General features: G+C 74.1%; 10 protein-coding genes. 2 read left to right on the forward strand and 8 right to left on the reverse strand.

The window, feature by feature from the left end:
* Positions 1–133: 133 nt before the first annotated feature.
* The 5 genes from ACFP3R_RS18475 to ACFP3R_RS18495 all read right to left on the reverse strand — a co-directional run bounded on the left by ACFP3R_RS18475 (position 134) and on the right by ACFP3R_RS18495 (position 8,134).
* Positions 134–3,115 (reverse strand): carbohydrate-binding protein, encoded by a 2,982-nt coding sequence (locus ACFP3R_RS18475; RefSeq protein ID WP_380637466.1) that lies wholly within the window; start codon positions 3,113–3,115, stop codon positions 134–136.
* A 74-nt stretch (positions 3,116–3,189) separates the two neighbouring features.
* Positions 3,190–4,050, reverse strand: coding sequence for a carbohydrate ABC transporter permease (locus ACFP3R_RS18480; RefSeq protein WP_380637467.1), 861 nt, complete (start codon positions 4,048–4,050; stop codon positions 3,190–3,192).
* Positions 4,047–5,018, reverse strand: coding sequence for a carbohydrate ABC transporter permease (locus tag ACFP3R_RS18485; RefSeq protein ID WP_380637468.1), 972 nt, complete (start codon positions 5,016–5,018; stop codon positions 4,047–4,049). The genes ACFP3R_RS18480 and ACFP3R_RS18485 overlap by 4 nt, the downstream gene beginning before the upstream one ends.
* A 3-nt stretch (positions 5,019–5,021) precedes the next feature.
* Positions 5,022–6,404, reverse strand: a complete 1,383-nt coding sequence (locus ACFP3R_RS18490) for an ABC transporter substrate-binding protein (protein ID WP_380637469.1) — start codon at positions 6,402–6,404, stop codon at positions 5,022–5,024.
* A gap of 20 nt (positions 6,405–6,424) precedes the next feature.
* The gene (locus ACFP3R_RS18495; protein ID WP_380637470.1) at positions 6,425–8,134 is read right to left on the reverse strand and encodes a glycoside hydrolase family 13 protein; all 1,710 of its coding nucleotides are present in this window, start codon (positions 8,132–8,134) and stop codon (positions 6,425–6,427) included.
* 225 nt (positions 8,135–8,359) lie between these two features.
* Between ACFP3R_RS18495 and ACFP3R_RS18500 the strand changes: the two genes are divergently transcribed.
* Positions 8,360–9,388 carry a LacI family DNA-binding transcriptional regulator gene (locus ACFP3R_RS18500; protein WP_380637471.1) on the forward strand — a complete coding sequence of 343 codons (1,029 nt, stop codon included), beginning with the start codon at positions 8,360–8,362 and terminating at the stop codon, positions 9,386–9,388.
* 38 nt (positions 9,389–9,426) lie between these two features.
* Here the strand turns inward: ACFP3R_RS18500 and ACFP3R_RS18505 are convergent, their stop codons facing one another.
* On the reverse strand, positions 9,427–11,040 hold the full coding sequence (locus ACFP3R_RS18505; protein ID WP_380637472.1) for a glycoside hydrolase family 13 protein: 1,614 nt from the start codon (positions 11,038–11,040) through the stop codon (positions 9,427–9,429).
* A 121-nt stretch (positions 11,041–11,161) separates the two neighbouring features.
* Positions 11,162–12,712, reverse strand: coding sequence for a polyprenol phosphomannose-dependent alpha 1,6 mannosyltransferase MptB (gene mptB / locus ACFP3R_RS18510; protein WP_380637473.1), 1,551 nt, complete (start codon positions 12,710–12,712; stop codon positions 11,162–11,164).
* 247 nt (positions 12,713–12,959) lie between these two features.
* Here mptB and ACFP3R_RS18515 point away from each other — a divergent pair, with 247 nt between their 5' ends.
* Positions 12,960–13,139 carry a hypothetical protein gene (locus ACFP3R_RS18515; protein WP_380637474.1) on the forward strand — a complete coding sequence of 60 codons (180 nt, stop codon included), beginning with the start codon at positions 12,960–12,962 and terminating at the stop codon, positions 13,137–13,139.
* Between the two features lie 82 nt (positions 13,140–13,221).
* Here the strand turns inward: ACFP3R_RS18515 and ACFP3R_RS18520 are convergent, their stop codons facing one another.
* Complete coding sequence (locus ACFP3R_RS18520) at positions 13,222–14,112, reverse strand: trypsin-like serine peptidase (protein ID WP_380637475.1); 891 nt, start codon at positions 14,110–14,112, stop codon at positions 13,222–13,224.
* Between the last annotated feature and the right edge of the window lie 12 nt (positions 14,113–14,124).

The raw sequence follows: 14,124 nt of genomic DNA on the forward strand, positions 1-14,124 counted from the left end.
CTCGTTCTACGTCTCGGCGATGACGGTGGGGCTGGCCTCGCTGTTCGCGCTGCCGCTGGCCTACATCACCACCCGCTTCGAGTTTCGCGGCGCGCTGATCATCCAGACGCTGTGCCGGGCCCGCGACCGGTCCTCACCAGCCGGAGTTGCCGGCCCCGCGCTGGACGGTGAAGGTGTTGCCCACGTTGACCAGCGCCTGGCTGCCGGCGCCCCGGACCCCGGACACCACGACGTCGTCGAACCGCCCGGTGCCGGTGACCTGGTCGAAGTGCATCCCGTTGGAGTTGGCGTTGGTCACGGTCCCGGCGCCGTCGTCGAAGCTGTCGGTCGCCCCGCCGGTCCCGTTGATCCGCACGTTGCCCACGGTCAGGTCGCCGATCGCCCGCTGCCAGCTCAGCAGCAGCCCGTGGTAGGAGCTGTCGTCGACCTGGAGGTCCCGCAGCACGACCGCGCCGGTGATGTCGGCGCGCTCGGCGAACAACCAGACCGCGCCCGTGTGGGTGTGCCAGTCCCAGTGGCGCGAACCGGTGCGGGTGAGGGTGTTGCGCTGGATCGCGGTGGTGCCGCCGAAGGGCTTGGACGCGTGCCAGGTGGACACCATGACGCCGCTGCCGTTGAACACGGTGTCGGAGATCAGGTTGTCCTCGGCGCGGTTGTCGGTGCCGCCGTAGATCGCCACGCCGTTGGCGAGGACCGGCAGCGCCACCGTGTTGAACGCGAACACGCTCCGGCTGACCGTGCCCGCGGACTCCCACGACCACATCGCCAGCGCGTCGTCGCCGGTGTTGCGGAAGCTGCTCTGCTCGACGCGCACGTTGGCGGTCTCGCCGTTGACGTTGACCCCGTCGGCCATGGTGTTCCGGATCCGCGCGCCGACCACGTGCAGGCCGTTGGCGGCCTTGACCCACAGGCCCACCTTGGCGTGGTTGGTGGCCACGTTGAACACCAGCGAGCCGGTGCCGAACTCGCCCTCGACGAACGCGTCGGAGTTCGGCGCGCCGTCCGGGTCGCGGGTGGTCACGTCGCCGTCGAAGGTGAGGTCCGCCAGCTGCGCGTCGCCGCCGTTGACGTAGAACCCGCCACGCCGGTTCGAGCCCTGGAGCACGGTGTGCCAGGGACCCGCGCCACGCAGGTCGACGCCGCTGAAGGTGATCAGGCCGGGGACGGAGAACGTGCCCGCCGGGATCCACACGCCCCGGGTGGCCGTGCCCCGCGCGGCGGAGACGGCGGCGCGGAGGGCGGCGGTGTCGTCCACGCCGTCGTTCGGCCGGGCCCCGTGGGCGGTGACGTCGACGTAGCCGGCGGGCGCGGTGAACGCCGGGTCCACCAGTTCGGTGTCGATCAGGTCCACGGTGATGTACGGGGTCGCGTCGGTGTCCTTGGCGAACCTCAGCACGGTGCCGGCCGGGTAGGTGCGCGGCAGCAGGGCCCGCGCGTCGTCGAAGTAGCGGTGCGGGCGTTCGCCGCCGGGCGCGCCGGCGAACGGGTAGGGGCCGTACATCCAGCTGTACTTCGAGGTCAGCGCCAGGTCGCGGACCTTGGCGCCGTCGGCGTAGACGGCCAGCGGCGCGGTCGTGCCGGTGCCCGCGGCGCTGTCCGGGAGGCCCGCGCGGACGGTGACGGCGTTGGCGGGCGCGGTCAGGGTGATCTCGACGTGCCTACCGGTGCCGGTGAGCTTCACCGCGGCGCGGCCCGACGCCTCGGCGGCCTCGGTGGTGTAGGCGCGGCCGGAGATCCGGGTGCCGTTGCCGGCGCCGGCCTCGGCCTCGTGGGTGGTGTACGGGACCGTCGCGCCGCGCTGCGCCAGGCCCCGGGTGTTGGTGACGGTGACGTGGTCGAGCTGCACGCCGCCGGTGTCGCCGGCGACGACCCGGTAGCCGATCAGGTTCAGGCCGGTGCGCAGGGCCAGCTGGTGGGTGGTGGTCTGCCAGCCGCCGCCCGCGGGCAGCGACAGCTGCCGCTGCCTGATCCCGTTGGCGTACAGGGTGATCGTGCGCGCGGAGGAGGCGGGGTTGGTGTAGCGCAGGGTCACCGTCGCGGTGCCCGCCCCGGCCTGGTTGACCGTGCGGGTGACGAGCGCGCCGACGCCCGGGAGGACGACCGACCCGGCGCCCGTGGCCCCGGCCGGGGAGGTGGTGGTGGTCGCGCCGCCCGCGGTGAAGGCGGTCTCCAGCTCGTAGGAGCCGGCGGGACCCGGCTGGCCCGGGGTCGTGGTGGTGGTCGGGGCGGTGGTGAGCCTGACGTGGTCGAGGTTGACGTTGCCGCTGTCGCTGTCGCCGTAGGCCACCGCGACGGTGTTGCTCCCGGCGGTGAGCGCGACGGAGGTCGTCACCTCGCCCCAGGTGCTCCAGGACGCCGTGGTGGGCAGCGACACCTGCCGCGCCGCGCCGTTGACGGTCAGCGTGAGGGTGCGGGTGGAGCCGGTGCCGTTGGCGTAGCGCAGGGTCAGGCTGTTCGGGCCGGCCGTCGCGGCGGTGGTGAACGTGGCCCTGGCGGTGCCCCGGTTGGCGTCGGTGAACCCACCGACATAACCGGTGCCGGTGCCGCCGGCGTGCTCGGTCTCCACCCGCGCCCCACCGGACAGGGTGGCCGACTCGGCTTCGAGGGTGCCGGTCGCGACCGGGGTCGGGTCGAGCGCGAGGTGGTCGAGGTTGACGTTGCCGCTGTCGCCGGAGCCGTAGGCCACCGCGATGGTGTTGCCGCCCGCGTTGAGCGCCACGGAGGCGGTCGCGGTGCCCCACGACGCCCACCCGGCCGTGGCGGGCAGGGGGAGTTGGCGGGCGCTGCCGTTGACGGTCAGCGTGAGGGTGCGCGTGGAGCCGGTGCCGTTGGCGTAGCGCAGGGTCAGGCTGTTCGGGCCGGCCGTCGCGGTGGTGGTGAAGGTGATCCTGGCGGTGCCCCGGTTGGCGTCGGTGAACCCACCGACGTAGCCGGAGCCGGTGCCGCCGGCGTGCTCGGTCTCCACCCGCGCCCCACCGGACAGGGCGGCCGACTCGGCTTCGAGGGTAACCGGGGCCGCCGGGGCGGCGGAGCTCCACAGCGTGATCAGACCCGCTGTCATGAGGACCGTGGCGAGCACCGCCAGGCCGGTCTTGGGCGTGCTTCTGCTCAACATCGTCGTCGTCTCTCCTCGCAGGGGTAACTTCGCAGGGGGAACTTCGCAGGGCGGGCCCGCCGTCGGGCCGGGGCTCATCCCTTGACCGCGCCCTCCAGCGCGCCGCCCCGCAGGAACAGGCGCTGGAACACCAGGAACAGGGCGACGGGGATGACCGTCGAGATGGCCAGCGCGGCGAGGAACACGTCCAGTTCCACGTAGCGCTGGAGCGCGGGCAGGCGCACGGACAGCGGCTGCACCGCCGGGTCGGGCAGCACCAGCAGCGGCCAGAGGAAGTCCTTCCAGCTGGCCACCACGGCGAAGACCGACACCACGCCGATGACCGGCCGCGACAGCGGCAGCACCACCGACCAGAACACCCGGAACGGGCCCGCGCCGTCCACGCGGGCCGCCTCGAACACCTCGCGCGGCAGGCTCGCGAAGAACCGCCGCACGAGCACGACGTTGAACGCGCTGGCCCCGGACGGCAGCCACACCGCCCAGAACGTGTTGATCATGCCGGTGTCGACCACGGTCAGGTACAGCGGCACGAGCAGCACGATCGAGGGCACGAACAGCGTGCCCAGCACCACGCCGGTGACCAGGCCGCCGTAGCGGGGGCGCAGCACCGCCAGCGCGTACCCGGCGGTGGTGGCCACGACCAGCTGCACCAGCCACGACCCGGCGGCCAGGGCCACGGTGTTGACGAAGTGCTCGTCGATCTCGACCCGGGTCCACGCGGTGGCGAGGTTGGTGAGGTCGAGGCCGTTCGGGAACACCGACAGCGGGGTGCGCAGCGTGTCCTGGGTGGGCGTGACCGCGGCCTTGGCCAGCCACAGCACCGGGCCGAGGCCTGTCAGCAGCAACCCGCCCAGCAGCAGCCCCTGCGCCCCGCGCAGGACGCGGCGCGTGGTGGGGGTGGCCCACTCCGAGGGCGAGACCAGGCCGCGGCTCACGAGGTGCTCCAGGACCGGGTCAGCCGGAAGTAGGCGACGGAGAACAGGGCGAGCGCGGCGGCGAGCACGACGCTCAACGCGGTGGCCGCGCCGTAGTCCCCGCCCAGGCTGTTGGCGAAGGCGTAGTCGTAGATGAGCAGCAGCAGCGTGGTGGTGGAGTCGGCCGGGCCGCCGCCGGTGAACAGGAACGGTTCCAGGAACACCTGCGCGGTGCCGATGACCTGGAGGATGAACGTGGTGATCAGCACGCCGCGCAGCCTGGGCAGCGTCACGTGCCACACCTTGCGCCAGATGCCCGAGCCGTCGATCTCGGCGGCCTCGTACAGGTCGGTGGGCACCCCCGCCAGGGCCGCCAGGTAGATGATGACCGTGCCGCCCGCCGCCGCCCAGGTCGCCTCCAGCACCAGCGCGGGCATGGCCGAGCCGGGGTCCTGCAACCACTGCCACGGCCCGAGGCCGACCCAGCCCAGGACGGTGTTGAACACCCCGGTCGGGCTCGCGTCGTAGAAGAACTTCCACAGCAGCACCGCCACCACCGGCGGCACCACCACCGGCAGGTACGCCAGCGCGCTGAACAGGCCCTTGCGCTCGCGGACCTCGCTGATCAGCACGGCCGCGACCAGCGGGACCGGGTAGCCGAACAGCAGCGCCAGCAGGGCGAACCACAGGGTGTTCTCCAGCGCCGTCCACAGCAGCGGGTCCGCCAGCACGCGGGCGAAGTTGTCCAGGCCGACGAACTCGGCGGGGCCGACGAGGTTGGTCCGCTGGAAGCTCATCACCACCGACTGCACGATGGGGGCCCAGGAGAACACCCCGAAGACCACCAGCAGCGGCAGCAGGAACACCAGGGTGCTCAGGCCGCCCCGCCGGACCCAGCCGGCGGGGTTGCGGCGGCGGCGCGGCACGGGCCGGGGACCGCGCGGCGGCGTGCCGGCCGCCACCGCGCGGGTCGGGGACTGCACGGTCACGGCTCAGCCCCGGTCGATCCGGGCCTGGACCTCGGCGTCCGCCTCGGCCAGCAGGGTGGGGACGTCGCCGGCGGAGTCGGTCAGCAGGGCCTGCACGGTCCGGTCGAGGATCTTGTAGACGTCCTGCGTCGACCGGGTGGGCTCGGTCAGCAGCGGCTGGTCGAACATCTCCGCGGTGTAGGGCGCCATCTGCTCCAGCGGCACGTTCACGTACTCCCGGGTCCACTCCCGGGCCCGGTCGTAGGTGGCCCGGTCGAGCACCGGCAGGGCGGGCGCGCCGACCGGCTGGCCGGTCTCGGCGAGGGTCCTGGCGTCGGCGACCGCGGCCTCCCGGTCGGTCAGCTTGCCCATGTAGTAGAAGTCGATCCACTCCACCGCGGCGTCCCTGCCCCGGTCGCCGATCTTCGGGCTGACCACGGCCAGGGTGCCGCCGCCGAGCACGCCCGCGTCGGGGTCGTCCGCCAGCGGCAGCGCGGCCACGCCGTAGTCCTCGGGCTTGAGGCCGTTCTGGGTGACCAGGTTGCCGTAGTTGCCGCCGCCGGAGACGTACATGCCGATGCGGCCCGCGGCGAAGTCCTGGTTGATGCCCGCCCAGTCGTACAGGAAGTTCGCGCCCATGCTGTCGTCCTCCCAGCGCATGGCGCGCAGGGTGGTCAGCACCTCGGCCATCTCCGGGGTGTCGATGGTGGCCTCGGCCCGGTCGCCGTCGATCCGCTCGACGCGGCCGCCGAAGGCGTAGCCCAGGGTGGCGAGGACCCAACCGCCGGTGTTGCCGGAGGTCATCTGGGCGTAGCCGGCCTGGCCGGTGCGCTCGGAGATCAGCCTGGCCGCGGACCGCACCTCGGCCCACGTCGTCGGCGGCCGGTCGGGGTCGAGCCCGGCCTGGGTGAACAGGGTGCGGTTGTAGTGCAGCGCCTGCCCGTAGGCGGCGATCGGCACGGCCCACTGCTTCCCATCGGCGGCCTGACCCGCCTTGGCGACGTTCGGGTTGAGCGCACCCGCGTAGGGCAGCTCCCCGATCTGCTCGCTGACGTCGGCGACCTGCCCGCGCTCGATGAGGCCCCGGCCGTCGGTGAACGGCACGGTGAACACGTCCGGGATCGTGCCGCCGGCGAGTTGCGCGGTGAACGAGGCGGCGGTCCAGGTGTACTCCTGGCTCTCCACGTCGATGTCCGGGTGGGCGGCCTCGAACTGCTCGACGCGGGCGTTGAACGCGTCGACCGCGCCCTTCTCCAGCCCGGCGTCCAGGGCGACGCGGAGGCGGACCTTGCCGTCGGCCCCCACCTCGTCGTCGGGGGCGGAGCCGCAGGCGGACAGCGCGAGCGGCAGGACCAGGGCGACCGCGGCGGCCCTGGCGGACCGCGACGCGGCGGCGGTGAACTTCATCGTTCTGCTCCCGTGGTGGATCAGCGGCGCAGCCAGGCGGCGGCGTCGGCGGGCAGGTGGGTGGGCAGGTGGGTGGGCAGGTGGGTGGGCAGGTGGGTGGGCAGGTGGGTGGGCAGGTGGGTGGGCAGGTGGGTGGCGTTGGGGTCGGCGCTGGGGTCGGTGTCGAGGTCGGCGCTGGTGAGCAGCACCTCCCGGTGGTCGGGCAGCGGCACCGGTGCGGAGCCGAGGTTGACCACGCACACCACGTCGTCGCGGGTGAAGGCGATGACGTCCTCACCGTGGTCGAGCCAGGCGAAGTCCTCGCCGCGCAGCGCGGGTTCGGATTGGCGCAGGGCCAGGGCGGCGCGGTAGAGCGCGAGCACGGAACCGGGGTCCCGCTGCTGCGCCTCGACCGAGCGCTCACCCCACCCGGTGGCCGGTTGCGGCAGCCAGGTGGGTGCGCCCACCCCGGCCCGGCCCAGCTCGGCCTGGTCCTGGTCCCGGTCGTCCGGGCCGAACCCGAACGTGCGCCCCGAGCGGGTCCACGGCAGCGGCACGCGGCAGCCGTCGCGGCCCGGGTCCACCCCGCCGGAGCGGAAGTGCATCGGGTCCTGGAGCGCCTCCGGCGGCAGGTCCTCCACCTCGGGCAGGCCCAGCTCGTCGCCCTGGTAGACGTACAGCGCGCCGGGCAGCGCGGCGGTGAGCAGCGCCGCGGCGCGGGCCCGCCGCTCCCCCAGCGCGAGGTCGGTCGGCGTGCCGAACCGCTTGGCCGCGAAGCTGAACGCGCTGTCCTGCCTGCCGTACCGGGTGACCGGGCGGGTCACGTCGTGGTTGGACAGCACCCAGGTGGGCGGCGCGCCGACCGGGGCGTGGGCGTCCAGGGTGGACCGGATGGACTCGCGCAGCTCCTTGGCGTCCCACGAGCGGCCCATGAAGTCGAAGTTGAACGCCGAGTGCATCTCGTCCGGGCGCAGGTAGCGGGCGAAGCGCTGCCGGTCGTCCAGCCAGATCTCGCCGACCAGGACCCGCGGCTCGGCGTAGGAGTCGGCGACCGCGCGCCAGGCGCGGTAGATGTCGTGCAGCTCGTCGCGGTCGATGAACGGGTGCCCGCCGGCCTCGTAGGTCTCCGGGACCTCGGGCAGCGCGGGGTCCTTGACCGGCATGGACGCCGAGTCGACCCGGATGCCCGCCACGCCGCGGTCGAACCAGAACCGCAGCACGTCCTCGTGCTCGCGCCGCACGTCCGGGTGGTTCCAGTTCAGGTCGGGCTGCTCGGGCGCGAACAGGTGCAGGTACCACTGCCCGTCCGGCACGCGCGTCCAGGTGCCGCCCGCGAAGCTCGACACCCAGTCCGTCGGCGGCAGCTCGCCGTGCTCGCCGCGGCCCTCGCGGAACCAGAACCGCTCCCGCTCCGGCGAGCCGGGCCCGGCGGCGAGCGCCGCCCGGAACCAGGCGTGCTCGCCGGAGACGTGGTTGGGCACCACGTCGACGATGGTGCGGATGCCCAGCCCGGCGGCCTCGGCGATCAGCTCCTCCGCGTCGGCCAGCGTGCCGAACGCCGGGTCGATGGCCCGGTAGTCGGCGACGTCGTAGCCGCCGTCGGCCAGCGGCGAGGCGTACCAGGGGGTGAACCAGATGGCGTCCACACCCAGGTCGCGCAGGTACGGCAGCCGGGTGCGCACCCCGTTCAGGTCGCCGGTCCCGTCGCCGTCGGAGTCGGCGAAGCTGCGCGGGTAGACCTGGTAGATCACCGCGTTCCGCCACCACTGCCCATCCGTCGCCGGATGACCCGTACTCACGATCCCACCCCTCGCTTCCGCATCGACGCGCGGCGAAGAGGCCGATCGTCGCTGATCAGATGTGGTTTAGCGCTATATCTGTGGTGTGGGACACTAGCCCGGTCGCCGCAGGTGTGTCAACGAGGGGGACGGCTCCGCCTCCTACGCTGGCCCACGAGGAGAGAGGGGAACGATCCGGTGCGGGTAACCCTGAAGGACATCGCCGAGGAAGCCGGCGTCAGCATCATGACCGTCTCCAACGTGATCAACGGCAGGCACGCCCGGGTCTCCGCCGACACCGTCGAGCGGGTGCGCCGCATCGTCACCGAGCGCGGCTACGTCCCCAGCGCGTCGGCCCGCAGCCTGGCCGCGCGCACCTCCCGGCTGATCGGCCTGCTGGTGCCCGCCGCGGACGAGGACAGCCTCGCCATCAGCCCGCACAACACCGCGATCTTCGGGCAGATCGAGCGCAGGCTGCGCCGGCGCGGCTACCACCTGCTGCTGCGCGGGATCTCCGACACCGCGGAGATCACCGAGGCCCTGCGGTCCTGGAGCCTCGACGGCGCGGTGCTGCTCGGCTTCCTGGACGAGGAGGTCGACCGCCTGGGCCCGGCCGTGGCGGGCCCGATCCCGCTGCTGACGATCGACAGCTACTCGACCAACCCGCTCACCACGGGCGTGCGCTCCGACGACTTCACCGGCGCCCGCCTGGCGGCGGCCCACCTGCTCGGCCTGGGGCACCGGCGGATCGTGTTCGCCGGGCCCAGGTTCACCGACGTGGGCGTGGTCCACGAGCGGTTCCTGGGCTTCCGCCGGGCTTTCGAGGACTTCGACCTGTCCGCCGAGGACAGTCCGGTCGAGACGGTCAACACCACGCACGAGGAGGGTGTCGCGCTCGGCCGGCGGCTGCTCGCCGACCACCCGACCGCGACCGCGGTGTTCGCCACGGCCGACATACTGGCGATCGGCCTCATCGAGGGGCTGGCCGACGCGGGGGTGCCCGTGCCGGCCCGGGTGTCCGTGGTGGGCTTCGACGACATCGACATCAGCGCCTACGTCACGCCCAAGCTCACCACGGTCGCGCAGGACCTCGTCGGGAAGGCCACCAGCGCCGTCGACCGGCTGCTGGACGTCGCCGGTGGCGGGCAGCGGCCCACCGCGCCCCTCGTGCTCGACGTGCACCTGGTGGAGCGGGGTTCGACGGCGCCGCCGGGCGGGGTCGGCTGAGGCGAGCCGGGCGCGGGGCGGGTCAGGCGCGGGGCGGGTCAGGCGGGGGTCCACCAGATCGCGGTGTCCGGCGGCAGGACCACGTGCGCCCCGTCGTGGTCCACGGGCGCGCTGGACAGCAGCAGCGCCCCCTCGACCTCGACCTTCGCCGGGTGCTCCCCCGCGTTGACCGCGCACCGGAACACCGCACCGCCGGCCCGGCGCTCGAAGGCCGGCACGGCGTCGTCCCCGGCCAGCCAGGTCAGGTCGTCCCCGCCGCCGAGGGCCGGGTGGGCGCGGCGCAGCGCCAGCGCCGCCCGGTACAGCTCCAGGGTCGAGCCGGGCACGCCGGACTGGGCGGCGACGGACAGGCCGGCCCACTCGTCCGGCTGCGGCAGCCAGCTCGGGCCGCCCGGCGGGCCGAAGCCGTAGGGCGGGCGGTCGCCGTGCCACGGCAGCGGCACCCGGCAGCCGTCGCGGTGGCCGTCCCGACCGCCGGTGCGCCGGAAGGCCGGGTCCTGGCGGCGGTCGTCGGGCAGGTCCGGCACCTCGGGCAGCCCCAGCTCCTCCCCCTGGTACAGGTAGGCCGAGCCGGGCAGGGCGAGCATCAGCAGGGTCGCGGCCCTGGCCCGGCGCAGCCCGGTCGCGCGGTCGGCGCACGGCGCGAGCCTGGTGGCGTGCCGGACCACGTCGTGGTTGGACAGCACCCAGGTCGCCGGCGCGCCGACCGCGCGCATCGCGGCCAGCGAGTCGTCGACCACGGCGCGCAGCGCGGCCGGGTCCCAGGCGCAGGTGAGGTAGTGGAAGTTGAACGCCTGGTGCAGTTCGTCGGGGCGGACGTAGCGGGCGGTGCGGGCCAGGGTCGGGCCCCACGCCTCCGCCACGCCGATCCGCCCGCCGGGGTAGGAGTCGAGCAGCCGCCGCCAGTCGCGGTAGACCTCGTGCACGCCGTCCTGGTCCCAGAACGGCGTGGCGGTCAGGTCGAGCAGCCGGGCCGACCGGCCGTGGTCGGGCAGGCCGGCCGCCTTGACCAGGCCGTGGGCCACGTCCACCCGGAACCCGTCCACCCCCCGGTCGAGCCAGAAGCGCAGGACCGAGCGGAACTCCCGGGCGACCTCGGGGTGTTCCCAGTCGAAGTCCGGTTGTCCCGGCGCGAACAGGTGCAGGTACCAGTCGCCCGGCGAGCCGTCCGGGTCCGTCGTCCGGGTCCAGGCGGGACCGCCGAACAGCGATCCCCAGTCGTTGGGCGGCCGGTCGCCGCGCGGGCCGAGGCCGGGCCGGAAGTGGTAGCGGTCGCGGAAGGGCGAGCCGGGTCCCTCGGCCAGGGCCCGCCGGAACCAGGCGTGCCGGTCGGAGGAGTGGTTGGGCACCAGGTCCACCACGACCCGCAGGCCCAGCGCGTGCGCCTCGTCGATCAGCGCCTCGGCGTCGGCCGACGTACCGAAGACCGGGTCGACGGCGCGGTAGTCGGCCACGTCGTAGCCCCCGTCGGCCTGGGGCCCGGCGTAGAACGGGGACAGCCACACCGCGTCGACCCCGAGGTCCCGCAGGTGGGGCAGGCGGGACCGCACCCCGGGCAGGTCGCCGACGCCGTCGCCGTTCGAGTCGGCGAAGCTGCGTGGGTAGACCTGGTAGACCACCGCGTCCCGCCACCACTGCCCGTCCGTCGCCATCCGCGCCCCTCAGTCAGGTTTAGCGCTAGACCTGCGGGGGTGACGGTAATCCGGTCGTCGGAGGGGTGTCAACGCCGGTGCCGCCACCGCTGCGCGCCGTCGTTGTTGCGGCGCCACAGGATCACGCGGGTGCCGGGGCCGGTGGCGCCCCCGGCGACATCGACACGCCAGGCGCGGACCGGTGCGGCGGCGCCCCGCGCAGCAGCAGGAACGCCACCCCGACCAGCAGGGCGCCGACCCCGTAGCCGAAGACGAGTGGGCCGAGGTGGCCGGTGTGGTCGCCCGCCGGTGGGGGCACCAGCACGGCGGAGAGCGCGACGAGCGCGCCCAGACCGGTCCACGCCCGGCGCGGGAGCCGGGTCGTGGCGAGGGGGATCACCGCCCACAGCAGGTACCAGGGCTGCACCACCGGGCCGAAGACGACGACCAGGCCCAGTGCCCCGCCCAGGGACGTGACCGCGTCGACCCGCCCGCGCAGCTGCCGGTGCAGCAGGACCCCGATCCCGCACACCACCAGCACCGAGCCGAGGACCCTGCCGACGCCGAGCGCCACCGGGGTGATCTGCGCGCCGAACACCGCGCCCGCTCCCCCGACCAGGAAACCGAACCAGTTCGTGGGCGCCAGCCAGCTCGCGACCCGGCCCGACGTGCCCAGCGCGCCCACCCAGCCGAACCCCAGCCCGGTCAGGGACGAGACCGCGGCGGACACCGCGGCGAACGCCACGACCATGCCGACGCCCGCGAGCAGGAAGTCCCCGAACCGGCCGCCGCGGCGGCGCGCGAGCGCGGTGCCGACCACGGCCAGGGCGACCAGCGCGGGCAGCTTCACCAGGGCGCCCAGGGCGATGAGCACCACGCCCAGCGCCAGGGGCCGCCACTCGACGCGCGCCTCCAGCGCCCGCAGCGCGATCGCCGTGCCGGCGAGCATGAGCCCCAGCATCAGGGCGTCGTTGTGGACACCGGCCACGAGGTGCCAGAGCACCAGCGGGTTGAGCACGCCGAGCCAGAGCGCCGCGCGCCGCGACGCGCCGGCGGCCGAGGCGAGGCGGAGGACCGCCCACACCACCGGCACCAGCCCCAGGAGCCCGATCAGGCGGTGCAGCAGGACGCCCGTCACCGGGTCACCCTCCGACACCCGGGCGACCAGCCGCTCCACCGCGCCGAACAGCGGGCCGTAGGGCGACGGCGTGTCGCGCCAGTGCGCCCCGACGCGCCCGACGACCTCCGAGGCCGCGCCCAGCCCCCGCGCGGGACCGACGACGTGGGGGTCCAGGCCGCGCGCGGCGATCTCCCCCTGCGCCAGGTAGCTGAACACGTCGGCGCTGAACAGGGGTGGGGCGACCAGCAGCGGGGCGCACCAGAGCACCAGCGTCCACACCAGCCCGCGCGCGGTCGGCGGGGTGGGACCGGTGAACACGGCGCGGCCGAGCAGCGCCCACGACAGCACCAGCAGGCCCGCGCCGGTGACCCCGGCGGCGAGCGACAGCGCGGCCGCGGTGGACGACGGTGACGCCGCCACCCCGGTCCAGGCGGCCGCGGTGAGCAGGAGGACGCCGCCGAAACCGGTCCAGCGCAGCCGGTCGTGCCCCGTGGCGCCGGTGGGCCCGGCCGGGCGGTCGGGTGGGCGGAGACCTGCGGCGGGCGCGGGGCGACCCACCGTCGAGAGCGACATCCGTCCTCCGGGCGGAGCGGTGCGCGGATCGGCCGGGGCGGGTGCGCACGGTGAACTGGTGACCGTGGGGATCCTGGTCGGCGGCGGGGTCATCACGGATCGCACTGCGGTCGCACGTCGTGTACGACCACAGGAGGACGCGGCGGCGTCGCGTCGCCCGGGGGATCGCGACCGGATCGGACGGATCAACCCCTTGGCGGTCGGGCGTGCGTCGCCCACGCCCCTCGACCTGTTCGCGGGAATTCCGGTGAGGGACTACCCGGCGGTCCCGGCCTGGCACGAGAGGCTGCTCGGCAGCGCGCCGACGTGCGTCGCGAGCGACACCGGGGTGGTGTGGGAGCCGGCCGAGCACCGCTCCCCGGCCGTCACACCGGGGCGGCCGCGCGCGGCCTCGGCCGCACTGTCCCAGAAGAACTGTCCTGTGTAGACTTTCCGAGCGCGGCGACAGGGTTTGCGCGCTCACGCGCGAGCCGGGCGCGTGGCGTCGCGCCCGGCTCGCGGTGCGGGGATCAGGCGGCCTGCGCCTGGTTGTGGAGGTTCTGGGCGTCCGTGCCGAAGTACGGGCCGAACATCCAGGTCGGGATGATGTTGATCTTGTAGCTGTTCACGGAGATGAGCGTGCCGGTGCCGGTCGCCTCGGAGAACGACCGGAACCAGGGACCGCCGCTGGCGCCGCCGGTCATGTCGCACGTCATGCCGAGGCCGTTGCTGAGGAAGGCGTTGAACGTCCTGCCGCCGCAGTAGATCAGCCTGGTGCCGTCGTACGGGGCGGCGGCGGGGTAGCCGAAGGCGTAGGCGTCGACCGCGCGCGGCTGGTTGAACGCGATGCCCTGCGACCCGACCACGTCGGTGAGCGACTGGCCGTTCAGCTGCCCGACGACGATGGCGCCGATGTCGTAGTTGATGTCCTCGGTCGCGTCCCACTGCGGGGTGGCCAGGGTGCGCCGGGCGTTCCACGTGCCGTAGGGGGCGTTGCCGTTGTTGTAGGCCGGGACGAACGCGACGTTGGTGTGGTACGCGCCGTCGAGCTTGACGCAGTGCCCGGCGGTGATGACGGTGCTCTTGTTGCCGCTGGTGACGGCGTTGCCGCTGCACGAGGCGTTGCGGCCCTGGTAGGTGAAGAACACGCGGCCCGCGGTGGTCACGACGGCGCCGCCGCCGGTCCACGGGCCGCCGCCGTGGGGGAAGGCCATCGGTGCGACGGAGGCCGGTTCGCCCGTGGGGATGGTGACGCGCAGGGCCGAGGCGTCCGCGGTGCGGATGTCGAGCGGGGCGGCGGCGCGCATGCGCTCCGGTGTCCAGTACGTCCCGGACGGGGCGGCTTGTACCGCGGGGACGCTGACCAGGCACAACGCTAGCGCACCGGCTAAGGTGATCAGTCGTTTTCCGGCACGGTTCATGATCTTCCACCT

Source organism: Saccharothrix lopnurensis (assembly GCF_042658445.1).
Taxonomy (GTDB): Bacteria; Actinomycetota; Actinomycetes; order Mycobacteriales; family Pseudonocardiaceae; genus Actinosynnema; species Actinosynnema lopnurensis.

What these genes read in the sequence shown, in the direction of transcription:
- mptB (WP_380637473.1), bottom strand. Translation starts at nt 12,712, where the DNA reads ATGTCGCTCTCGACGGTGGGTCGCCCCGCGCCCGCCGCAGGTCTCCGC.
- ACFP3R_RS18520 (WP_380637475.1), bottom strand. Translation starts at nt 14,112, where the DNA reads ATGAACCGTGCCGGAAAACGACTGATCACCTTAGCCGGTGCGCTAGCG.
- ACFP3R_RS18505 (WP_380637472.1), bottom strand. Translation starts at nt 11,040, where the DNA reads ATGGCGACGGACGGGCAGTGGTGGCGGGACGCGGTGGTCTACCAGGTC.
- ACFP3R_RS18490 (WP_380637469.1), bottom strand. Translation starts at nt 6,404, where the DNA reads ATGAAGTTCACCGCCGCCGCGTCGCGGTCCGCCAGGGCCGCCGCGGTC.
- ACFP3R_RS18475 (WP_380637466.1), bottom strand. Translation starts at nt 3,115, where the DNA reads ATGTTGAGCAGAAGCACGCCCAAGACCGGCCTGGCGGTGCTCGCCACG.